Below are 21,609 nucleotides of genomic sequence, written 5' to 3'. Positions count from 1 at the left end.
CCCGTCACTTATCCAGCAGGCTGCTGATTGGCGCGACCGGCTGGCAGAGGACGGGAATTGCCCGCATTGTCGACCGCCACATAAATAAACACCGCTTCCGTCGCAATGTAAGTTTGTCCAATCGGCTCAGACGACACTTTTTTGATCCACACTTCCACATTAATCGTCATGGAACTGTTGCCGGTACGAAGACAGCTCGCATGGCAGCTCACCACATCGCCCACCGCGACGGGCTTCATAAATGACATGCCGTCGACGCGAACCGTCACCACGCGTCCTTCAGCGATCTCTTTCGCCAGGATAGCGCCACCCATATCCATCTGTGACATCAGCCAGCCACCAAAAATATCGCCGTTGGCGTTGGTGTCTGCTGGCATGGCGAGCGTACGCAGCACCATTTCGCCTTTCGGCAATTTATGTTTTTCGCCCATTGCTTCCACTTCTATGCAGGTGAATGCTAAAAAAATGCCCGGCGGACCGGGCAGATGATTATTTTTGTTCCTGCTGCGGCATCTGTCGCCAGATGTAAAGCCCGCTGAGCAGGGTAAACAGTAAGGTCAGACCGGAGAGACCGAACACTTTAAAGTTAACCCAAAACGCCTGAGATAACCAAAAGGCGACATAGATGTTTACCAGGCCGCAGATGAAGAAGAATAGCGCCCAGGCAACGTTGAGCCGACGCCAGACCGCATCGGGCAGGTGTAACTCTTTGCCCAGCATGCGCTGAATCAGCGTCTGCTCCATAAACCACTGGCTGTAGAGCAGGGCGGCGGCAAACAGGCTGTAGATCACCGTGACTTTCCACTTAATGAACTCATCGTTGTGGAACACCAGCGTCAGGGTGCCAAAAACCGCCACCAGCACAAAGGTGAAAATCGTCATCTTTTCCAGCTTGCGATAGAGCACCCAGCTGACAACCAGCGCCAGGCCGGTGGCCACGATCAGCGCGCCCGAGGCGACAAAAATGTCATACAGCTTATAGAAGATGAAAAAGACCACCAGGGGGAGAAAGTCGAGTAGCTGCTTCATAGTTTTTCCATTCAGAGTTGGCTGCGAATGTGCCCGAAGGCACACCGCCAATCAACGTAACAGCATATAGAGCCGATAAAGATAGATAATCAACATCGCTGAAACCACATTGCCAGCCGCGGTAAAAATCACCGACGAGACATTGAGGGGTAATACCGTCAGCGATGAGAAGAAAAGCATCACAATGACTTTAGCCAGCAGCCAGAGCAAAATCGCCGGGGCGATCAGCCTGACATTCTTCCACGCCATCCGCATACTGGCGCGCATGGCGGCAAAGACACCCATCTTCTCACTCGCCACCATCACCGGCGCCAGCGACAGCAGGATCGTCAGCAGAATGCCTGGCACGACCAGCACCATAAAGCCCAGCTGCGCGACCAGCGTCATCAGGAAGGTGAGCAGCAGCAGCTTTGGCAGCAGCGGTGCTGAGGCACCAATGGCCCGCAACGCACTGACACGCTGGCCGGAAGAGACCATCGGGATCAGATAGAGCATACCGCCAAGCAGCAGGGTATTCCCCATCAGCGCGGCAAAAGTGCTGGCCGCTGAGGCGCGCAGCAGTACCTGTTGCTGTTCCGGTGACATATTCTGCACCATCTCAAATAACGAACTGGCGCTGTCATCGCCCTGCTGCAGGATGGCCATCTGATCGGCACCAGGCGTCAGCACATGCACCAGCATGACGGTGACAAACGCGGCCAGCAGCGACATCAACAGCACCGTAGCCAGTTGATGGCGCGCGAAATTTCCTGTGTCACGGTATAACGAGCTTGCCGTGATAGACATGTACACTCCTTGGAGGAACCGGGTTAATTAACCCGGCGATTGTACATGTTCTGGCAGCTCCGGGGCACCCGGCAGGGCATAACTTTCTGTAATATGAGGTAAAGAGGGCGCAAAAAGGGCAGGAAGGCCATAACGCGCGCGGGCGCGATCGCAGGCTTCATTATGGATATCTGCTTCACCCGACATTGAAAACTCCCGACAGGGCGTCGGACGTTGTTCATAAATGCCGCAGGAAACGCAGCCGCCAATGTCGCCCTGCAGGGCGACGCAGCGGGGCGCACGATCGTTGGTACCCCGCATGTTGCGCATTAACAGGCCTAAAGGCTCCGTTAATTCAGTGGGAACCAGACCGCCCGCATCATCGGCTTCAGCCCAGTAAAATGAGACGCGGAAATGGGCGCAGCAGGCGCCACAGCTGACACAAGGGTTAGAGAGCTCACTCATTTGATCACCCGCCCCTCCCAGGGCATCGAACCAAAATCAACAATGAAGATAAGCAACATAGGGCCGGCGAAATTATTCAGCAAGCGGAATTTGCATGCTGCTGACAGCGCCGAAATTGATCTAAATCAATTCATTGTTTTTTAAGCAATTTATCTCAGGGGTACTGAGTGCAATTTTCTGTAAATCGCGTTAAATAATTGCCAGCAAAAAAAGCGATTCCGTTCGCGACATTAACATTAAGCAAAGGAGTGATAATGAAACTGGCAAAATGCGCGATGCTGCTGGCCCTGGCCCTGCCTCAACTGGCGATGGCCCACGAAGCAGGCGACTTCTTTATGCGTGCCGGCAGCGCTACCGTCCGGCCGACTGAGGGTTCCGATAATGTGTTAGGAATGGGCGAGTTCAGCGCCACTAATGACACACAACTCGGCCTGACCTTCACGTACATGGCAACAGACAATATTGGTGTTGAGTTACTGGCCGCCACGCCTTTCCGTCACAAAGTCGGTCTTGGCCCGACGGGTACGCTGGCTACCGTTCGCCAGTTACCGCCGACGCTGATGGCGCAGTACTATTTCTTTGACAGCAAAAGCAAAGCGCGCCCTTACGTTGGCGTGGGGATCAACTACACCACCTTTTATGATGCCGATTTCAACCAGACGGGCCGCGATGCGGGCCTGACCGATCTCAGCGTGAAGGACTCCTGGGGTGTGGCGGGTCAGGTCGGTCTGGATTATCAGATTAACCGTGACTGGATGCTGAATGCATCAGTGTGGTACATGGATATTGATACGGAAGTGAAGTTTAAAGCAGGAGGCGAGCAGCAGAATATCAATATGCGCATCGATCCCTGGGTCTTCTTCTTCGGAGCGGGTTACCGTTTCTGATGAGAAAAAGGCCGCTGAATCAGCGGCCTTTTTTTCTGTTACGACGTTATTTGATCTGCATATTGTTGACGACTGACTTCACGCCCGGCACGCTACGCGTAACCTGAACGGCACGATTCGCCATCTGTGGTGATGAAACAAAACCGCTCAGCTGAACTTTACCCTTGAAGGTTTCTACGTTGATTTCAGTCGATTTCAGCGAGTCATCTTTCAGCAGTTCACCTTTTACTTTTGTGGTCACCACGGTGTCATCAATATAGCCACCGGTTCCCTCTTTGGTTGCGGTTGGCGCACAGGCGCTCAGTGTCAGCGCAACCACGCCCGCCAGTACAGCACCTGTCAGCAGTTTAACGAATTTCATTGCTTTCTCTCCCTGTCACAAAATGGATGCGACGTTACCGTAACGGCGCATTGTCATTGTGGTGCAGATTTTGCAAAAAGGGCAAATAGCGGAATGAAAAAAAAGGAAACAAATCATGCCTTATCGCGCGATAAGGCATGATGGCAGGATTAACGGCTGGCGGCCTTGAGGCGGCTGACAAAATTCTTCAGTTCACTCAGCATGACCTCAGGCTCTGCATGGTGTTTTTCAATGATTCTGACAATCGCAGATCCGGAGATAGCACCCGCTGCACCGGCAGCGATCGCTTCTTTCACCTGTTCCGGTTCTGAAATACCAAAGCCCTGCAGCGGCGGCGCGGCGTGGTATTCACGCAGCTTGTCGATCAGGTGCTGCAACGGCAGGCTGGCACGGTTTTCAGCACCGGTCACACCCGCGCGTGACAGCAGGTAGGTGTAACCCCGTCCGTGTGACGCGATCTCGCGCAGCAGCTCATCGCTGGCGTTAGGCGGACAGATAAAGATAGGTGCTATGCCATGACGCAGCGCCGCCTGACGGAAGGGTGCAGACTCTTCAACCGGCACATCCGCAACCAGCACCGAATCCACACCGGCTTCAGCACAACGGGCATAGAACGCATCCACGCCGTTGGTGAAAACCAGGTTAGCGTACATCAGCAAGCCAATCGGCAGATCCGGGTATTTACGGCGGATAGTCGCCAGCATTTCAAAACACTGGCTGGTGTTGGTACCCGCCGCAAAGGCGCGCAGCGTGGCGTTCTGAATGGTCGGGCCATCTGCCAGCGGATCGGAGAAGGGAATACCCAGCTCCAGTGCATCCGCGCCACCTTCCACCAGCGCGTCAATCACGCGCAGTGAAAGCTCCGGAGAGGGATCGCCCAGCGTAACGAAAGGAACGAAAGCGCCTTCGTTATTCGCTGACAGCCGTGTAAACAGTTGATTGTAACGTTCCATCAGATTTCTCCCTGCGCTGTCAGAATGTCATGAACGGTGAAAATATCTTTGTCGCCGCGGCCAGAGAGGTTGACCACGATCAACTGCTCTTTTTCTGGTTCAGCGTGAATCATCTTCAGGGCATGCGCCAGAGCATGAGAAGACTCCAGCGCCGGAATAATCCCTTCCGCACGGCACAGCTGTTTAAAGGCGTCCATCGCTTCATTATCGGTAATGGAGACATACTCCGCGCGACCAATGCTGTTCAGATGCGCATGCTGCGGACCCACTGACGGGAAGTCGAGGCCGGCAGAGATTGAATAAGACTCCTCAATCTGGCCATCGTGGGTCTGCATCATCGGCGATTTCATACCGAAGTAGATGCCGACGCGACCATGTTTGAGCGGTGCGCCATGCTCGCCGGTTTCAATGCCGTGACCCGCGGGCTCCACGCCGATCAGCTTCACGCTGGTCTCATCGATGAAGTCGGCAAACATCCCGATGGCATTTGAACCGCCGCCTACGCAGGCGAGGATCGCGTCAGGCAGGCGGCCTTCTCTTTCCAGAATCTGCTTTTTGGTCTCTTCACCAATCATGCGCTGGAACTCACGCACGATAGTCGGGAAGGGATGGGGACCCGCCGCGGTGCCGAGCATATAGTGTGAAGTCTCATAGCTGCCAGACCAGTCACGCAGCGCTTCGTTACAGGCATCTTTCAGCGTGGCGGAGCCGCTGTGAACCGGGATCACTTCTGCACCCATCAGACGCATACGAAACACGTTAGGAGACTGACGTTCGACATCTTTCGCACCCATATAGATGCGGCACTTCATGCCCAGCAGCGCACAGGCCAGCGCGGAAGCGACGCCGTGCTGACCGGCACCGGTCTCGGCAATGATTTCGTTTTTGCCCATACGTTTAGCTAACAATGCCTGACCCAGCACCTGGTTGGTCTTATGCGCGCCACCGTGTAGCAGATCTTCACGCTTAAGATAGAGGCGGGTTTTGGTGCCTTTCGTCAGATTTTTACACAGCGTCAGGGCAGTAGGACGACCGGCATAGTTCTTCAGCAGGTCGGTAAACTCGGCCTGAAACTCAGGATCTTTCTGGGCGTCGACAAACGCCTCTTCCAGCTGGCGCAGGGCTGGCATCAGGATCTGCGGAACATACATTCCGCCAAATTCGCCAAAGTAGGGATTCAGTAACGTCATTTTTCTCTTCCTTTCTCGGGCCCGCCGTTGAGCAGGCCAGGCAAATCAGTAGGCACGCAGCGTCTGAAACACCGCGGCAATTTTTCGGGCATCTTTGATGCCAGGCGCGCTTTCCACACCAGAGTTGAAGTCCAGTCCGGCACAGCCCAGCTGCGCGGCTTCAACACAGTTATCCGCACTCAGGCCACCGGCCAGCAGCACATTGTCCAATGTCTGCCCCTGTAACAGCGACCAGTCAAAACACTGTCCGGTTCCGCCATCACCATTATCAAATACATAGCGGTCGACATGTGGCCAGTCGCGCGCAGGTAATGCGCCTTCAATGCGAAGTGCTTTCCAGATTTGAATCTCTGCAGGTAAGGAAGCACGCAATTCTGCCACAAATTCCGGCGTTTCATTGCCGTGAAGCTGCACTGCTGACAGCGAAATCGCACTGGCCTGCGTGACAACGTCACTGATGGAGTGGTTGCGGAAAACCCCGACGTAACGCAGCGGCGCGGCGGCAATCACATGTTGTGCCGCGGCGGTGTCAATCTGGCGCGGTGACCCTTCCGCGAAAATCAGACCGCCATAGATTGCACCGGCTTCATACGCAGCGCGGGCATCTTCGGCACGGGTCAGACCGCACACTTTATTGCTACCCAACGTAACCCGACGTACCGCACCGGTCAGGTCAGCTTCTTCCATCAGGGCAGACCCAATCAGGAAGCCGTTGGCAAAGTGGCTCAGCTCACGAATATCTGCGTAGCTGTTTATGCCTGATTCGCTGATTACGGTGACGCCGTGTGACAGACGTGGCGCCAGCTGACGAGTGCGGTTGAGATCGATAGAGAGATCGCGCAGGTCGCGATTGTTAATTCCCACGACTTTTGCCTGCAGCGCGATAGCCCGCTCCAGTTCCTCTTCATTACTCACTTCCGTCAGGATGCCCATTTTCAGGCTGTGCGCTACGGCGGCCAGCTGACGATATTGCTCATCATCCAGCACCGACAGCATCAACAGGATCGCATCCGCCTGGTAATAGCGGGCCAGATAGATCTGATAAGGGTCGATAATAAAATCTTTGCACAGCACCGGCTGGGTGATGGCGGCGCTGACAATCGGCAGAAAGGCGAAGTCACCCTGAAAATATTTCTCATCGGTCAGCACGGACACCGCAGAAGCATAGTGGCGGTAAACCCCGGCTATGGCGGCCGGATCGAAATCCTCGCGAATCACACCTTTTGAGGGCGACGCCTTTTTACATTCCAGGATAAACGCAGTTCTTGCACCCTGCAGCGCGTCATAGAAATGACGGCTGGCAGGTTCAATGCTGTTCTGAAAGGTGGAGAGAGGCTGCTGCTGCTGACGGGCTTCCACCCAAATCGCTTTGTCCTGAACAATTTTTTCTAACACGGTGCCTTTCATGATTATCCTCTTGCTGCCAGTGCGACAACACGCTCATAAGCCTGTCCGCTGCGGATGGCGTTAAGCGCCTGCTGTGCGTTTTCACGCAGATCTTCCTGACCGAATACTTTAAGCAACATCGCCACGTTGACGGCGACCGCCTCCTCATGGGCCTGCTGGCCATTACCCTGGAGTAAAGCCGTCAGAATGTCACGATTTTCTTCCGGCGTGCCGCCCGCCAGCGCCTCTTTGGGATGGAAGCCAAAACCAAAGTCTTCCGGCGAGAGCTGATAGCGGGTAATTTCCCCTTCACGCAGCTCAGCCACATGGGTCACATCGTGCAGCGCCACTTCATCCATGCCGCCACCGTGAACCACCGCGGCGCGCTGATAACCCAGTACTTTCAGGGTCTGCGCAATCGGCAGCACCAGTTCCGGGCTGTAGACGCCAATCACCGCCAGTGGCGGGCGCGCCGGGTTGATTAATGGGCCTAACACGTTGAAAAGCGTGCGGGTCTTCAGCTGCTGGCGCACTGGCATCGCGTGGCGAAAGCCGGTGTGATACTGCGGCGCAAACAGGAAGCAGACGTTAAGGTCGTCCAGCGCCTGACGCGCCCGGTCAGCGGGCATATCAAGGTTGATTCCAAAGGCGGCCAGCAGGTCAGACGAACCCGATTTACTGGAGACGCTGCGGTTGCCGTGCTTCGCCACTTTCAGACCGCAGGTTGCGGCAACAAAGGCGCTGGCCGTGGAGATATTAATGCTGTTACTGCCATCGCCGCCGGTGCCAACGATGTCGGCAAACGCGTATTCCGGGCGGGGAAATGGTTTAGCATCTTCCAGCAGCGCCGTCGCGGCTCCGGCGATCTCTTCCGGTGTTTCACCGCGTACTTTCATGGCGATCAGCGCGGCAGCGAGCTGCGTTGGCTCCAGCTGTCCGGTAATAATGGCGCTGAATAGCTGATGACTCTCCGCCTGATTCAGCGTCTGCGCCTGGTAAAGTTTTTCCAGTGTCTGTTGCATGATTATTCTCCCTGTTACTTTGCCAGCGCCCAGGCCAGCGTCTGCTCAAGCAGGCGCGCGCCCTGAGAAGTCAAAATCGATTCAGGATGGAACTGAAACCCGCAGACGCGATCGGTTTCATGACGAACCGCCATCACCATCCCGTTAAAGCTGGCGTTGACTGTCAGCTCATCCGGCGTGTTGCTGCCCACCAGCGAGTGATAGCGCGCCACCGGCAGTGGATTACTCAGGCCGGCAAACATCGCCTCGTCGTCATGGACGATAGACGAGGCTTTGCCGTGCAGGATTTCGCCCGCCTGGCCTACATGGCCGCCATAGGCTTCCACAATCGCCTGATGGCCCAGGCAGATGCCGATAATCGGCAGACGTCCACGCAGCACCCGCAGCAGTTCCGGCATACAACCGGCATCTTTTGGTGCGCCGGGACCCGGTGACAGCATCAGCACCGGATCTTCCATCCGCTCCAGCTGTGCAATTAGCAGTTCAGCGGGCAGGTTGTTGCGGTAGATCACCACGTTGTGACCAAAGGTCCGCAGCTGATCAACCAGGTTATAGGTAAAAGAGTCGATGTTATCGAGCAGCAGAATATCGGCCATCAGAAGATCTCCTTGCAGTGATGGGCAGTCGCGATAGCGCGCAGAACGGCACGGGCTTTATTGCGGCTTTCATCCGCTTCAGCCTGCGGATTCGAATCCAGCACCACACCAGCGCCCGCCTGAACGGTGGCGACGCCATCTTCGACATAGGCCGAACGAATAACGATGCAGGTGTCGAGATCCCCCTGCGCGGTGAAGTAGCCCACCGCGCCACCATAGCTGCCGCGACGGGTGCGTTCAGCACCGGCAATCAGTTGCATAGCGCGAACTTTTGGCGCACCGCTCAGCGTGCCCATGTTCATACAGGCGCGATAGGCGTGCAGCACGTCGAGGTCGGCGCGCAGCGTGCCGACGACGCGGGAAACCAGATGCATCACGAACGAGTAGCGATCAACTTTGGTCAGGTCAGCCACGTAGCGGCTGCCTGGCACGCAGATGCGCGCCAGATCGTTACGCGCCAGATCCACCAGCATCAGATGTTCAGCCAGCTCTTTATGGTCGGTGCGCATCTCCAGCTCAATGCGGCTGTCGAGATCGCGGTCCAGTGAGCCATCGGCATGGCGACCACGTGGACGGGTACCGGCAATGGGGTAGATCTCAATCTGACGAGAGGTCGCGTCATACTTCAGCGAGCTTTCCGGCGATGCGCCAAACAGGGAGAAATCCTGATCCTGCATAAAGAACATATACGGGCTTGGATTGCTGTTTTTCAGCGTGTCATAGGCGGCCAGCGGTGACGGGCACGGCAGTGAGAAGCGGCGTGATGGCACGACCTGGAAAATTTCACCGATGCGAATCGCCTGCTGCATGGTGCGAACCACATCACAATACTCTTCATCGCTCTGGCTGGTGGTCAGCGTCATCTGTTCGACCTTTTGTACCGGCAGCGCAGGTGCTGGCTGCAGCATCTGGCCGTGCAGTTGCTCAATACGGCGTTGCAGACGCTGGAACTCGCTGGTGGACGGGCAGAACAGGCTGGCCTGCAGACGCGCACTGCGGGTCTGGTGATCGATCACCAGTAACGTCTCTGCCAGGTAGAAACAGTAGTCGGGGCAGCGTTGCTGATTATCCAGTTCCGGCAGGGTTTCAAAACCAGCCACCAGGTCATAGGCAAACAGGCCACCCAGCAGCACGGCTTCGCGCTCGTCGGCAGAGGCGTTAACCAGCTGTGGAATCAGACGCAGTGCATCAAACACCGAGAGTGCTTTGAGACGGGAATCTTCGTCCTGATGCGGATCGGTGCTCTGCGGAAAAGTCAGCTCACGTCCATCGGGACGGACCTGATTGCTGACGGAAGCGGGCAGGGCCTCATCCAGCAGCGGCAGCACGGCACGGCCATTTTCTGACAGCGCCTGAACGACAACCGTATTACCCATGGCGCTGATACGCAGCGCGCTGTCGACAATCAGCAGACTTTTTAAATTACGCTTGCTGTCGATATCCGCAGATTCGAGCAGCAGGGTTGCCGGACGTGCGCCGCACAGCTGGTGAAACACTGCGGCCGGATCTTCGCGGTAAGGCGCGGTGCCGGTAATCAACTTCACTGTAGGTTTCGCATTTGGCATGATGATTTCTCTGAATTTCGCTCAAAAAAAAGCCCGCTCGGTGGCGGGCTCAGGTATTAGCACAGCGTTTACGCAAAGTGTGCACGATCCTGTCGCCCGTTTTCGGGAACATTGCGCCAACCGTTTAAATGCGTGATTACAACAGCCATGATTGAATACCCGTTACGTGTGAACTTGTGTACTAGTTAACGGGTTCATGGCGTAAATGTCAATACACTTTTTCACTGACCGTGAAAATCGTTATCATGCTGGCCGGTTTAGTTTTAGCAGGAGTTCTCTTGAGCGATATCGCCCGTTTCCCGGTTTATGATTTACACAGCCACACGCGCGCCTCCGATGGCTTACTGACGCCAGCCGCGCTGGTGCAGCGAGCCGTTGAGATGCGCGTGGGCGTACTGGCGATCACCGATCACGACAGCGTTGCAGGGGTAGAGGAAGCGCAGCAAACGGCACGCGACCACGATTTACCAATAAAAGTGCTGCCCGGGGCAGAGATCTCCACGCTGTGGGAGAACCATGAGATTCACATCGTCGGCCTGAACATTGATATTCACCATCCGGCGATGGTGACCTTTCTGGCCGGACAACATGACTGCCGCCGGACGCGGGCGCAAGAGATTGGTGAGCGACTCGCGAAGGCACGTATCCCGGATGCGCTGGCGGGTGCGATGCGTCTGGCTGATGGCGGCGTCATTACCCGTGGTCACTTTGCCCGCTTCCTGATTGAGCAGGGCAAAGCGGACAATATGGTACAGGTATTCAAAAATTATCTGGCGCGTGGCAAAACCGGCTACGTGCCGCCACAATGGTGTACAATTAAACAAGCCATTGATGCGATTCATCATTCTGGTGGGTGTGCCGTGCTGGCGCATCCTGGCCGATATGGCTTATCGGCGAAGTGGCTCAAACGGCTGGTCGCCCATTTCCGCGAGGCGGGCGGCGATGCGATGGAAGTCGCGCAGTGCCAGCAGCCACCCAATGAGCGTACAACGCTGGCACAATATGCCAGAGATAATGCACTGGCCGCATCACAAGGTTCTGATTTTCATCAACCCTGCCCGTGGATTGAACTGGGTCGTAAACTCTGGCTGCCCGCAGCGGTTGAGCCGGTCTGGGAACGCTTCCCGGATCTCGCGCCCGGCCTGACAATCACGGAAAGGTGACACGAGGTTTCTATGAGTCAATTGTTTCACATTCATCCGGACAATCCCCAGCCACGGCTGATTAACCAGGCGGTCGACTACCTGAACAAAGGCAGCGTCATTGTCTATCCCACCGATTCCGGCTATGCGCTGGGCTGTCGGCTGGAAGAGAAGGGCGCGATGGAGCGGATTTGCCGTATCCGTCAGCTCGACGGGCACCACAACTTCACCCTGATGTGCCGGGATCTCTCTGAGCTGTCGGTTTATTCGCAGGTGGGTAACTCGGCTTTTCGTCTGCTGAAAAACAATACGCCCGGCAACTACACCTTTATTCTCAAGGCGACCAAAGAAGTGCCGCGTCGCCTGATGAATGAAAAGCGTAAGACCATTGGTCTGCGCGTGCCCTCCAATCCGGTAGCGCTGGCGCTGCTGGAAGTGCTGAATCAGCCGATGATGTCGACCTCATTGATTCTGCCAGGCAACGATTTTACCGAGTCAGACCCGGAAGAGATCCAGCACAGCATTGGTAAGCTGGTCGATCTGATCATCGACGGTGGTACGCTGGGTCAGCAGCCGACCACGGTGGTCGATCTGACCACCGATTCGCCGGAAATCGTGCGTGAAGGCGTGGGCGATACCCGCCCGTTCCTGTAATTACGTCGGGCTTCAGACACCGCGCGTCGGTGTCTGAGCCAGATTCGACTCTAACCAGTTCTTAAACTGACCGTAAGGAATATAAAGTGATACATCTTTGAGGATCACTTTGTTATTACGCCCATTCCTGATCGAGTCAGAATAGCCAACAATAACGCCGCCCAGCGTATCATCCCGGTTATACACGCCACCGCCAGACATTCCCTGAACGACGCCCGCATTCGAGGCCATCGCTAAGCAGGGACTTTTATTCCATTTATTCCGAATAGCCGTGCGGGCTAAATTAACCCCGGACGATTCAACCGGCATCGCTGAAATAAAGCTGTAGCCATACATTTTAACTGGATCACCGATGTCACTGCTGCGGAACTTAGTCAGCGTGCTGGCATCATTCTTGTGATAAATAATCGCAAGGTCGCAATAAGGGTGATAAGACTTAACGCGCTGCACGGCGGTTTTAGCCACGTGCGCAGCCGTAAGGCTATATTCAGGCGTCAGAGGAATGCTGGTGCCCAGTGTGCCCAGACCGAGGATCGTCGGAATGCCTGTCACGCTCATATCTACGTGCTGCATCGCCGTACGACTGTACTCGGTGTGGCCCACGGAACACCCGCTCAGCACCAGTGCAGCAAGCACCGGGCTCAGAAAGAGGTTTCTCATGATGTTTTTCTTTATTCAGGCATGTCGGGAAATCCCTGGTGAAGATTTTTGACATGCAAGCAAGGTTCATCACTGAACCGTATTAACGCAACAACTCCGGATGCGCCGGTTTATTGGATTAATGTAAAAACACTATTTTTATTAACGAATCAATTAAGCAAGACTCAAATGTCGCAAGAACGCTTTATCGCGTGCTTTGCTTTTTTATTATGCTGCCGTGATAAAGTGTATCAGCTTAATAATGTCGTACAATTTATTAAAGCTAATAACAATCAAATTGCATGAGAAATAAGGTTTTAAATCAATCTGCATTAGGAATAATCTGACTTTTTGATTTTGGCAGTGCATACGGAATTATTAAATTCAATTAACCAGCATTTTATGCTGTCTTTGATATTTTTTTTAGATGTTATAAAGCCCGGTAAGAGTGATGGAAGTGTAAGATAGCGTTAAGGTTTTATTCTCAGAATATCGCGTTGATGAAAAACGGGTGGTTAGAAAATTTAATAGTGATCAGCTATAAAGTTTTTGATACACGCGTTTTATTAAACATATTCTCTTACCATACGCCGCGTTTTTTATTAAATCAGCAGCAAGGATTATCAGAGCTCAAACTATGAGAGGTTAACCTTTCTTTATTTACGATGGCACTATCCATAAAGGGCGTTACTTCAGCGTTAAATGCCTGTATAATGGGGCAAACTTGCTAAGTTAACTTGTTGATTTAGAAAGGATTATCACCCAATCATGACGCCTGGGAAGGCGACAAAGAGGAAGCTCAATGAGCGAAAAGTTACAGAAAGTCTTAGCGCGTGCCGGACATGGCTCGCGTCGTGAAATCGAATCAATGATTGCTGCCGGCCGTGTCAGCGTTGACGGCAAAATCGCCACCCTGGGCGACCGCGTCGAAAGCAGCAAATCTCTGAAAATCCGTATTGATGGCCATCTGGTATCGATTGCTGAATCAGCAACCGAAGTTTGCCGCGTGCTGGCTTACTACAAACCGGAAGGTGAACTCTGTACCCGCAGCGATCCTGAAGGCCGCCCGACGGTGTTTGACCGTCTGCCTCGTCTGCGCGGTTCACGCTGGATTGCCGTTGGCCGTCTGGATGTGAACACCTGTGGTCTGATGCTCTTCACTACCGACGGTGAACTGGCGAACCGCCTGATGCATCCGAGCCGTGAAGTGGAACGTGAGTATGCGGTGCGCGTGTTTGGTCAGGTAGACGACGATAAAATTCGTCAGCTGAGCAAGGGCGTTCAGCTGGAAGATGGCCCGGCTGCGTTTAAAACCCTGAAGTTTGGCGGCGGAGAAGGCATTAACCAGTGGTACAACGTCACTCTGACGGAAGGACGTAACCGTGAGGTGCGTCGTTTATGGGAGGCGGTCGGCGTACAGGTCAGTCGTCTGATGCGCGTGCGCTATGGCGATATCACCTTACCAAAAGGCCTGCCGCGCGGCGGCTGGACCGAACTGGATCTGCCTGCGGTGAACTACCTGCGTAACCTGGTGGAGCTGGATGATGAAACGGTCACCAAGCTGGTGGTCGAAAAAGATCGTCGTCGCACCAAGGCGAACCAGATTCGTCGTGCAGTAAAACGTCACAGTAAAGTGAGCAGCACGCCACGTGCGCCACGCCGCAATCCGGGCAGCAAACGTAACGCCGGTTAATATCGTTGCCCGATCGCTAAAAACGCAGCCCCAGGGCTGCGTTTTCTTTTTATGTTACCAGTCAATTCCCTGCTGAGCCTGTATACCGGCATCAAAAGCGTGCTTCACCGGCCGCATTTCCGTCACCGTATCCGCCATTTCAGTCAGGCGACGATGACAGCCACGTCCGGTAATGATGACGCTCTGATGCGCCGGGCGCTGTTGCAGGGCAGTGATCAGATCGTCCAGCGGCAGATAATCCATGCTGACCATATAGGTTATTTCGTCGAGCACGACCAAATCGAGCTGCGTATCGGCCAGCATCCGTTTTGCATGCTGCCACACGGCCAGACAGGCGGCAGTATCCGTTTCGCGGTTCTGTGTGTCCCATGTGAAACCGGTTGCCATCACCTGAAACTCAACACCATGCTGTTCCAGCAGGTTACGCTCACCATTCGGCCAGTCCCCTTTAATGAACTGAACAGCCGCTGCGCGTTTACCGTGTCCGGTGGCGCGCAGGGCGGTACCAAAAGCCGCAGTGGTTTTGCCTTTGCCATTGCCGGTAAACACCATCAGGATGCCACGCACCTCGGTGGCTGCTGCAATCCGCGCATCGACCTGCTCCTTCAGGCGCTGCTGACGCTGCTGATGACGATCGTCAGCCATTACTCTGCGGCTCCGGGTTTTCTGCCCGGCTGCGCATCAAAGCTGATACCGGTTTTGCGCCGGCTGTCATCACCCATCAGATAAAGATAGAGCGGCATCAGATCGGCAGGTGTTTTCAGCTTGTTAGCATCTTCCTGTGGGAAGGCGCTGGCGCGCATTTTGGTCCGCGTTCCGCCCGGATTAATGCAGTTCACCCGCAATGCCTGCGTTTTATACTCATCGGCCAGTACCTGCATCATCCCTTCGGTGGCAAATTTAGAGACGGCATAAGCGCCCCAGCCCGCGCGACCGGTACGGCCAACGCTGGAGGTGGTAAAGACCAGTGAACCGGCATCTGACTTTAACAGCAACGGCAACAGCGCCTGGGTCAGGAAGAAGGTGGCGTCCAGGTTGATGTTCATCACCTGCTGCCAGATCTGAGGGTCGAGTTCCGCCAGCGGAACGATTTCACCAAGGATACCGGCATTGTGCAGCACGCCATCAAGGCGAGAAAACTGCTGTGACAGCTGTTCTGCTACCTGATGGCAACGTTCCGGCGTCGCTTCAGCCAGGTCGAACACGACGGTATGAGCAGCACATTTATTAAGTTGATCGATTGCCTCTTTAACCCGCTGAAGTTTCTCAGGGCTACGGCCCATCAGGATCACTTCAGCACCATAACGGGCATACGTCAGCGCCGCTTCCCGACCAATGCCATCTGAAGCACCCGTGACAAGGATAATACGGTGATTGAGCAGGTCGCTTTTCGGTTGATAATGCACAGCGGGGTCCTCCGGCGAAAACAACATGATTCCGCTTTATGCCCGAATTTACGAATGGGCGCAATCGCCAGACTACCCATTCTGTGCCGGCTGCTGGCATTTCAGGCGACGGAGCAGGGTAAAACGGCTAAACTGGCGAATTGTTTTTTTATTCTTTGTGAAGGCGACCTGATGGATTTTATTTCAACGTATGGACTGTTTTTAGCGAAAGCGGTGACACTGGTGGTTGCCGTCGCTGCGATTGTCATGATTATCATGAATGCCGCGTTACGCAAACGGGCACAAAATGGTCAGCTTCGTCTGACCCATCTGGGTGATGACTATCAGCAGATGAAAGAGGATTTGCAGCTGGCAAAAATGAAGCCGCAGGCGCAGAAGGTCTGGCTGAAAAATCATAAAAAAAGTGAAAAGCTGAAAGCCAAAGCGGAAAAACAGGCGGCAAAGCAGGGACAGACAGACAGCGTTAAGCCCACGCTCTACGTTCTTGATTTTAAAGGCAGCATGGACGCCGGTGAGGTGAGCTCACTGCGTGAAGAAATTTCAGCTGTGCTGGCGGTGAAGCAGCCTGGCGACGAAGTGCTGCTGCGCCTGGAAAGCCCAGGCGGCGTGGTGCATGGCTATGGCCTGGCAGCATCGCAGCTGCAGCGTCTGCGCGATGCGGGTCTGCACATCACGGCAGCCGTAGATAAAGTGGCAGCCAGCGGGGGCTACATGATGGCCTGCGTGGCCGATCGCATTGTGGCGGCACCGTTCTCGATCATTGGCTCCATCGGCGTGGTTGCGCAAATCCCTAACTTCAACCGCCTGCTGAAGCGTAACGATATTGATGTTGAGCTGCATACTGCCGGACAGTACAAGCGCACGCTGACGCTGTTCGGTGAGAATACCGAAGAAGGGCGCGAGAAATTTCAGGAAGATCTTGATGAAACGCACCTGCTGTTCAAGCAGTTTGTTCACCAGATGCGCCCGTCACTCGATATTGACCGGGTGGCAACCGGAGAGCACTGGTATGGTCGTCAGGCGCTGGATCTCGGCCTGATTGACGAAATCGGCACCAGCGATGACCTGATCATCCGTCAGATGGATCAATTCAGCGTACTTGGCGTGCATTATGCACGCCGGCGTAAAATGATGGACCGTTTTACCCAGAGCGCCGGCTCGGTGGCGGAACGGTTGCTGCTGAAACTCTGGCAGCGCGGCGAAAAGCCACTGCTTTGATGCGAAACCCGGCCTGTGCCGGGTTTTTTATTCCAGGTGATAGCGCGGCGACAGCTCCACAGCAAGGTATTTGAAGACGTTAAACACCGCCGTGGTTTTCGTGGTCGGCAGTCCATCCGCATCAAGAAAGAACGGTCCGCGAAAGACCAGCACATCCGCCTGCTGAATCACCTCATCCGCCTGCATGCCTGCTAAATAATCATCATGTTCTTTAATCAACGCATTGGCCTTTTCCAGCAACGCCTGACGGGAAATAGCCTGAGTCGATCTCTGCATTTATTCGCTCCTTTTTGACAGCATCCAAATTCTTTCTATATTACTGGCCTGTCTCGCACTGTGACAAATCGGTCTGAACGATGAAAACCTGGCGTAAGTTCGGGCTGAGTGCTAATTAAGTTGCGTAACAGATTTTATCAGGTAGAGTGTGGGCGATTCCGATTTCAGGGATTTTGCACCGGGATGTGCGAAGAGTTCAGATGGAAAAAGCACGCTTTATCATGCAGTTGCAGCAGGCCGCATCATCTGATCTGAGATTGACCCCTCCGCCTTGAAATGTTAAACAGGCGCAGCAATATTGAACCCACTGGGTTTTTGGGCATCCAATCCTCTCCCGTTAAGCAGGATGTTTTCATTAGGTAAAGGTAAATATGGGTAAAGCACTCGTTATTGTTGAGTCCCCGGCAAAGGCTAAAACAATCAATAAATACCTGGGTAGTGACTACGTGGTTAAATCCAGCGTAGGTCATATCCGGGATCTGCCGACCAGTGGTTCAACCGCGAAGAAGAGTGCTGACGCCTCGACAGATAAGAAAGTCAAAGACGCTTCAACTGACAAGAAAGTCAAAAAAGTTAAAAAAGATGAGAAAGCCGCACTCGTCAGCCGCATGGGTGTAGACCCCTATCACGGCTGGGAAGCGGATTATCAGATTCTGCCCGGCAAAGAGAAAGTGGTTGCTGAACTGAAGGCGTTAGCCGCTAATGCTGACCACATCTATCTCGCAACCGACCTTGACCGTGAAGGGGAAGCCATCGCCTGGCACCTGCGGGAAGTCATCGGTGGCGATGACTCGCGCTTCAGTCGTGTGGTCTTCAACGAAATCACCAAAAATGCGATTCGTCAGGCATTTGAAAAGCCGGGCGAACTGAATATTGACCGGGTAAATGCGCAGCAGGCGCGCCGTTTCATGGATCGCGTGGTGGGCTATATGGTCTCACCGCTGCTGTGGAAAAAAATCGCCCGTGGCCTCTCTGCCGGCCGTGTGCAATCTGTTGCGGTTCGCCTGGTGGTGGAACGTGAACGTGAGATCAAAGCCTTTGTTCCCGAAGAGTACTGGGAAGTTAATGCCGCATTGACCACGCCAAAAGGCGATGAACTGTCGATGGACGTGACGCACAAAGGTGACAAAGCCTTCCGTCCGGTCAATCGCGACGAGACCTATGCCGCGGTAGCGCTGCTGGAAAAAGCGCGTTATGAGATCGTCGACCGTGAAGATAAGCCGACCAGCAGCAAGCCGGGCGCACCTTACATCACCTCGACGCTGCAGCAAGCTGCCAGTACCCGTCTCGGCTTTGGCGTGAAGAAAACGATGATGATGGCTCAGCGCCTGTACGAAGCCGGTCACATCACTTATATGCGTACCGACTCAACCAACCTGAGTCAGGATGCGGTCGCCATGGCGCGTGGCTATATCGAAAATCATTTCGGTAAAAAGTATCTGCCTGAAACCGCCATTACTTACGCCAGCAAAGAGAACTCCCAGGAAGCGCACGAAGCGATACGTCCTTCTGATGTGGAAGTGGTGGCGGAAAAGCTGAAGGATATGGAAGCGGATGCGCAGAAACTTTATCAGCTGATCTGGCGTCAGTTTGTTGCCTGTCAGATGACACCAGCAAAATATGATTCCAGCACCATTACAGCGGCGGCGGGTGAATTTAAACTCAAAGCGAAAGGCCGTATTCTGCGTTTCGATGGCTGGACCAAAGTCATGCCTGCGCTGCGTAAGAATGATGAAGATCGTACATTGCCAGCCGTCAGCGTGGGTGATGTTCTGGATCTGCAACAGCTTCTTCCGGGTCAGCACTTCACCAAGCCACCGGCGCGCTTCAGCGAAGCGTCACTGGTGCGTGAACTTGAGAAACGCGGCATCGGTCGTCCATCCACTTATGCGGCTATTACCTCGACCATTCAGGATCGTGGCTACGTGCGGGTAGAGAACCGTCGCTTCTATGCGGAAAAAATGGGTGAAATCGTTACTGATCGTCTGGAAGAGAACTTCCGCGAACTGATGAATTATGATTTCACCGCCCGCATGGAGAGCAGCCTCGATCAGGTAGCCAATAACGAGGCGCAATGGAAAGCGGTTCTCGATCACTTCTTCGCCGACTTTACTCAGCAGCTTGAACTGGCAGAGAAAGATCCTGAAGAAGGTGGCATGCAACCGAACCAGATGGTGCTGACCTCGATTGCGTGTCCGACCTGTAGTCGTCAGATGGGAATCCGTACCGCCAGCACCGGCGTTTTTCTGGGCTGCTCCGGCTATGCGCTGCCGCCTAAAGAGCGCTGCAAACAGACCATCAACCTGATTCCGGAAAATGAAGTCCTCAATATTCTGGAAGGCGATGATGCTGAAACTAACGCCCTGCGTGCCCGTCGACGCTGCCATAAGTGTGGCACCGCGATGGACAGCTACCTGATCGACAATGAGCGTAAACTACACGTCTGTGGTAATAACCCGGAATGTGACGGTTACGAAATCGAGAAGGGCGAATTCCGCATCAAAGGCTATGACGGCCCGATAGTGGAGTGCGAGAAGTGTGGTTCGGAGATGCACCTGAAGATGGGACGCTTTGGTAAGTACATGGCGTGTACCAACGAAGAGTGCAAAAACACCCGCAAGATTCTGCGCAGTGGTGAAGTCGCACCGCCAAAAGAAGATCCGGTTCCACTGCCAGAACTGGCGTGTGAGAAGTCCGATGCTTACTTCGTGTTGCGTGACGGCGCAGCGGGTGTTTTCCTTGCGGCTAACACCTTCCCGAAATCACGCGAAACGCGTGCACCGCTGGTGGAGGAGCTTCAGCGCTTCAAAGATCGTCTGCCTGAGAAGTTGAAATATCTGGCCGACGCGCCAGCCGCCGATCCGGAAGGCAATAAAACGCTGGTGCGCTTCAGCCGCAAAACCAAACAGCAGTATGTTTCCTCTGAAAAAGAGGGTAAGGCAACCGGCTGGTCCGCCTTCTATATAGACGGAAAGTGGCAGGAAGCGAAAAAGTAATCCACACAGGCCAGCGTTTGCTGGCCTTCTTCTTACTGTTTTTACCCGATTTGACCACTGACACTGACAACGCACCACATTCAGGCCAGCGCTCGCTGGCCTTTTTCTGAGCCTTATATCAATCCGTTCTACTCTGTCACTTAAAATGATATAGTTGTTATAGCATTTCCGACCTTTCCTGATGCATAGCATTTCTTGACCCTTGCGACTATACGTCAAGCGGGGATGCGACTCTGTAACTTACCGGGATGGAATAGATATGAAATTACAGCAGTTGCGCTATATCGTCGAAGTGGTGAACCATAATCTCAATGTCTCTTCGACAGCGGAAGGTCTCTACACCTCTCAACCCGGCATCAGTAAACAGGTGCGTATGCTGGAAGATGAGCTGGGCGTGCAAATTTTTGCCCGCAGCGGTAAACATCTCACTCAGGTGACGCCTGCAGGCGAAGAGATCATCCGTATAGCGCGTGAAGTTCTCTCCAAAGTCGATGCGATCAAATCCGTTGCCGGCGAGCACACCTGGCCGGATAAAGGCTCGCTTTATGTCGCCACCACACATACCCAGGCACGTTACGCGCTGCCAGGCGTCATCAAAGGATTTATCGAGCGCTATCCGCGCGTCTCTTTACATATGCATCAGGGTTCGCCAACCCAGATCGCCGAAGCGGTTTCCAAAGGCAATGCGGACTTTGCCATAGCCACTGAAGCCCTGCATCTCTATGACGATCTCATCATGTTGCCGTGCTACCACTGGAACCGCGCGATTGTCGTCACGGCGGATCATCCGCTGGCCGGAAAAGGGCAGGTGAGCATCGAAGAGCTGGCTGAATATCCGCTGGTGACCTACACCTTTGGCTTTACCGGGCGCTCGGAACTTGATACGGCCTTTAATCGGGCAGGATTAACACCCCGCATCGTCTTCACCGCTACTGATGCCGACGTCATTAAAACCTATGTCCGTTTAGGTCTGGGCGTGGGGGTGATTGCCAGTATGGCGGTGGACCCGGTGGCCGATCCTGATCTGATTCGTATTGAAGCTGCCGATATCTTTACCAACAGTACTACCAAAATTGGCTTCCGCCGCAGCACCTTCCTTCGCAGCTATATGTATGATTTTATCCAGCGTTTTGCACCACACCTGACCCGAGACGTGGTGGATACCGCCGTGGCGCTGCGCTCAAATGAAGACATTGAGGCGATGTTCAAGGACATTAAGCTGCCATTTAAATAGCGTTGATGCTCTCCGCGACAACATAAGGCTGCCTGGTGCAGCCTTTTTTGTTGTCAGGCTTTAGCGCCAAATGAGAATCAAAAGTTTTTATGATTTTTTTGTAAATGAAACATTGATCACATGTTTTCCGGT

General features: G+C 54.1%; 20 protein-coding genes, 1 pseudogene and 1 other annotated feature. Of the genes and pseudogenes, 7 read left to right on the top strand and 14 right to left on the bottom strand.

The window, feature by feature from the left end:
- Window positions 1-8 precede the first annotated feature (8 nt).
- From yciA to AC6I8J_RS10150, 4 genes are read right to left on the bottom strand one after another with little or no spacing between them, the layout of a single operon-like run.
- Complete coding sequence (yciA, locus tag AC6I8J_RS10165; RefSeq protein WP_161733963.1) at window positions 9-431, bottom strand: acyl-CoA thioester hydrolase YciA; 423 nt, start codon at window positions 429-431, stop codon at window positions 9-11.
- A 58-nt stretch (window positions 432-489) separates the two neighbouring features.
- Window positions 490-1,029, bottom strand: coding sequence for a septation protein A (locus AC6I8J_RS10160; protein WP_161733961.1), 540 nt, complete (start codon window positions 1,027-1,029; stop codon window positions 490-492).
- A 51-nt stretch (window positions 1,030-1,080) separates the two neighbouring features.
- A complete protein-coding gene (locus tag AC6I8J_RS10155; RefSeq protein WP_222925409.1) occupies window positions 1,081-1,815 on the bottom strand; it encodes a YciC family protein in 735 nt (244 codons plus the stop codon).
- Between the two features lie 27 nt (window positions 1,816-1,842).
- The gene (locus AC6I8J_RS10150; protein WP_497825331.1) at window positions 1,843-2,259 is read right to left on the bottom strand and encodes a YkgJ family cysteine cluster protein; all 417 of its coding nucleotides are present in this window, start codon (window positions 2,257-2,259) and stop codon (window positions 1,843-1,845) included.
- A gap of 254 nt (window positions 2,260-2,513) precedes the next feature.
- On the opposite strand from AC6I8J_RS10150, the gene ompW reads away from it, so the two are divergent.
- Window positions 2,514-3,146 (top strand): outer membrane protein OmpW, encoded by a 633-nt coding sequence (gene ompW / locus AC6I8J_RS10145; RefSeq protein WP_237566755.1) that lies wholly within the window; start codon window positions 2,514-2,516, stop codon window positions 3,144-3,146.
- A 46-nt stretch (window positions 3,147-3,192) separates the two neighbouring features.
- Here the strand turns inward: ompW and AC6I8J_RS10140 are convergent, their stop codons facing one another.
- The 6 genes and pseudogenes from AC6I8J_RS10140 to AC6I8J_RS10115 form a co-directional block, all read right to left on the bottom strand.
- Window positions 3,193-3,507, bottom strand: coding sequence for a BON domain-containing protein (locus AC6I8J_RS10140; RefSeq protein ID WP_009089937.1), 315 nt, complete (start codon window positions 3,505-3,507; stop codon window positions 3,193-3,195).
- A gap of 149 nt (window positions 3,508-3,656) precedes the next feature.
- The gene (gene trpA / locus AC6I8J_RS10135) at window positions 3,657-4,460 is read right to left on the bottom strand and encodes a tryptophan synthase subunit alpha (protein ID WP_161736508.1); all 804 of its coding nucleotides are present in this window, start codon (window positions 4,458-4,460) and stop codon (window positions 3,657-3,659) included.
- Window positions 4,460-5,650, bottom strand: coding sequence for a tryptophan synthase subunit beta (trpB, locus tag AC6I8J_RS10130; protein ID WP_161736507.1), 1,191 nt, complete (start codon window positions 5,648-5,650; stop codon window positions 4,460-4,462). The genes trpA and trpB overlap by 1 nt, the downstream gene beginning before the upstream one ends.
- A 45-nt stretch (window positions 5,651-5,695) precedes the next feature.
- Entirely contained in the window at window positions 5,696-7,057 is a 1,362-nt protein-coding gene (trpCF, locus tag AC6I8J_RS10125) for a bifunctional indole-3-glycerol-phosphate synthase TrpC/phosphoribosylanthranilate isomerase TrpF (protein ID WP_222925410.1), read from the bottom strand.
- A gap of 2 nt (window positions 7,058-7,059) precedes the next feature.
- A pseudogene (gene trpD, locus AC6I8J_RS10120) lies at window positions 7,060-8,654 on the bottom strand (bifunctional anthranilate synthase glutamate amidotransferase component TrpG/anthranilate phosphoribosyltransferase TrpD).
- Complete coding sequence (locus tag AC6I8J_RS10115) at window positions 8,654-10,219, bottom strand: anthranilate synthase component 1 (RefSeq protein WP_161736504.1); 1,566 nt, start codon at window positions 10,217-10,219, stop codon at window positions 8,654-8,656. Before AC6I8J_RS10115 ends, trpD begins: the two are co-directional and overlap by 1 nt.
- A gap of 23 nt (window positions 10,220-10,242) precedes the next feature.
- Window positions 10,243-10,344, bottom strand: a sequence feature (Trp leader region).
- A 153-nt stretch (window positions 10,345-10,497) separates the two neighbouring features.
- Here AC6I8J_RS10115 and rnm point away from each other — a divergent pair.
- On the top strand, window positions 10,498-11,382 hold the full coding sequence (gene rnm, locus AC6I8J_RS10110) for an RNase RNM (protein WP_161736503.1): 885 nt from the start codon (window positions 10,498-10,500) through the stop codon (window positions 11,380-11,382).
- A gap of 12 nt (window positions 11,383-11,394) precedes the next feature.
- On the top strand, window positions 11,395-12,015 hold the full coding sequence (locus AC6I8J_RS10105) for an L-threonylcarbamoyladenylate synthase (protein WP_497825330.1): 621 nt from the start codon (window positions 11,395-11,397) through the stop codon (window positions 12,013-12,015).
- A 12-nt stretch (window positions 12,016-12,027) separates the two neighbouring features.
- Here AC6I8J_RS10105 and AC6I8J_RS10100 read toward each other — a convergent pair whose 3' ends face one another.
- A complete protein-coding gene (locus AC6I8J_RS10100; protein WP_161736502.1) occupies window positions 12,028-12,675 on the bottom strand; it encodes a serine protease in 648 nt (215 codons plus the stop codon).
- 781 nt (window positions 12,676-13,456) lie between these two features.
- Here AC6I8J_RS10100 and rluB point away from each other — a divergent pair.
- Entirely contained in the window at window positions 13,457-14,347 is an 891-nt protein-coding gene (gene rluB / locus AC6I8J_RS10095; protein WP_061062581.1) for a 23S rRNA pseudouridine(2605) synthase RluB, read from the top strand.
- A 54-nt stretch (window positions 14,348-14,401) separates the two neighbouring features.
- Here rluB and cobO read toward each other — a convergent pair whose 3' ends face one another.
- On the bottom strand, window positions 14,402-14,992 hold the full coding sequence (gene cobO, locus AC6I8J_RS10090; protein ID WP_161736501.1) for a cob(I)yrinic acid a,c-diamide adenosyltransferase: 591 nt from the start codon (window positions 14,990-14,992) through the stop codon (window positions 14,402-14,404).
- Entirely contained in the window at window positions 14,992-15,753 is a 762-nt protein-coding gene (locus tag AC6I8J_RS10085; RefSeq protein WP_222925413.1) for a YciK family oxidoreductase, read from the bottom strand. The genes cobO and AC6I8J_RS10085 overlap by 1 nt, the downstream gene beginning before the upstream one ends.
- A 171-nt stretch (window positions 15,754-15,924) precedes the next feature.
- Between AC6I8J_RS10085 and sohB the strand changes: the two genes are divergently transcribed.
- Window positions 15,925-16,971 carry a protease SohB gene (sohB, locus tag AC6I8J_RS10080; protein ID WP_161736499.1) on the top strand — a complete coding sequence of 349 codons (1,047 nt, stop codon included), beginning with the start codon at window positions 15,925-15,927 and terminating at the stop codon, window positions 16,969-16,971.
- 27 nt (window positions 16,972-16,998) lie between these two features.
- Here the strand turns inward: sohB and AC6I8J_RS10075 are convergent, their stop codons facing one another.
- Complete coding sequence (locus tag AC6I8J_RS10075) at window positions 16,999-17,247, bottom strand: YciN family protein (protein ID WP_150015109.1); 249 nt, start codon at window positions 17,245-17,247, stop codon at window positions 16,999-17,001.
- Between the two features lie 371 nt (window positions 17,248-17,618).
- Here AC6I8J_RS10075 and topA point away from each other — a divergent pair, with 371 nt between their 5' ends.
- Window positions 17,619-20,243 carry a type I DNA topoisomerase gene (gene topA / locus AC6I8J_RS10070; RefSeq protein WP_497825329.1) on the top strand — a complete coding sequence of 875 codons (2,625 nt, stop codon included), beginning with the start codon at window positions 17,619-17,621 and terminating at the stop codon, window positions 20,241-20,243.
- Window positions 20,244-20,502: 259 nt separating this feature from the next.
- Complete coding sequence (gene cysB, locus AC6I8J_RS10065; protein WP_013358012.1) at window positions 20,503-21,477, top strand: HTH-type transcriptional regulator CysB; 975 nt, start codon at window positions 20,503-20,505, stop codon at window positions 21,475-21,477.
- Window positions 21,478-21,609: the final 132 nt, after the last annotated feature.

It is taken from the genome of Pantoea sp. X-Soil-ISGK-355 (genome assembly GCF_059730805.1).
The sequence above is the reverse complement of the archived record's forward strand: the minus strand, read 5'-3'. Positions and strand labels throughout refer to the sequence as shown.

Excerpts from the sequence above, each read along its gene's own strand:
- yciA (WP_161733963.1), bottom strand. The coding sequence starts at position 431 with ATGGGCGAAAAACATAAATTGCCGAAAGGCGAAATGGTGCTGCGTACG.
- AC6I8J_RS10160 (WP_161733961.1), bottom strand. The coding sequence starts at position 1,029 with ATGAAGCAGCTACTCGACTTTCTCCCCCTGGTGGTCTTTTTCATCTTC.
- AC6I8J_RS10155 (WP_222925409.1), bottom strand. The coding sequence starts at position 1,815 with ATGTCTATCACGGCAAGCTCGTTATACCGTGACACAGGAAATTTCGCG.
- AC6I8J_RS10150 (WP_497825331.1), bottom strand. The coding sequence starts at position 2,259 with ATGAGTGAGCTCTCTAACCCTTGTGTCAGCTGTGGCGCCTGCTGCGCC.
- ompW (WP_237566755.1), top strand. The coding sequence starts at position 2,514 with ATGAAACTGGCAAAATGCGCGATGCTGCTGGCCCTGGCCCTGCCTCAA.
- AC6I8J_RS10140 (WP_009089937.1), bottom strand. The coding sequence starts at position 3,507 with ATGAAATTCGTTAAACTGCTGACAGGTGCTGTACTGGCGGGCGTGGTT.
- trpA (WP_161736508.1), bottom strand. The coding sequence starts at position 4,460 with ATGGAACGTTACAATCAACTGTTTACACGGCTGTCAGCGAATAACGAA.
- trpB (WP_161736507.1), bottom strand. The coding sequence starts at position 5,650 with ATGACGTTACTGAATCCCTACTTTGGCGAATTTGGCGGAATGTATGTT.
- trpCF (WP_222925410.1), bottom strand. The coding sequence starts at position 7,057 with ATGAAAGGCACCGTGTTAGAAAAAATTGTTCAGGACAAAGCGATTTGG.
- AC6I8J_RS10115 (WP_161736504.1), bottom strand. The coding sequence starts at position 10,219 with ATGCCAAATGCGAAACCTACAGTGAAGTTGATTACCGGCACCGCGCCT.
- AC6I8J_RS10105 (WP_497825330.1), top strand. The coding sequence starts at position 11,395 with ATGAGTCAATTGTTTCACATTCATCCGGACAATCCCCAGCCACGGCTG.
- AC6I8J_RS10100 (WP_161736502.1), bottom strand. The coding sequence starts at position 12,675 with ATGAGAAACCTCTTTCTGAGCCCGGTGCTTGCTGCACTGGTGCTGAGC.
- rluB (WP_061062581.1), top strand. The coding sequence starts at position 13,457 with ATGAGCGAAAAGTTACAGAAAGTCTTAGCGCGTGCCGGACATGGCTCG.
- cobO (WP_161736501.1), bottom strand. The coding sequence starts at position 14,992 with ATGGCTGACGATCGTCATCAGCAGCGTCAGCAGCGCCTGAAGGAGCAG.
- sohB (WP_161736499.1), top strand. The coding sequence starts at position 15,925 with ATGGATTTTATTTCAACGTATGGACTGTTTTTAGCGAAAGCGGTGACA.
- AC6I8J_RS10075 (WP_150015109.1), bottom strand. The coding sequence starts at position 17,247 with ATGCAGAGATCGACTCAGGCTATTTCCCGTCAGGCGTTGCTGGAAAAG.
- topA (WP_497825329.1), top strand. The coding sequence starts at position 17,619 with ATGGGTAAAGCACTCGTTATTGTTGAGTCCCCGGCAAAGGCTAAAACA.
- cysB (WP_013358012.1), top strand. The coding sequence starts at position 20,503 with ATGAAATTACAGCAGTTGCGCTATATCGTCGAAGTGGTGAACCATAAT.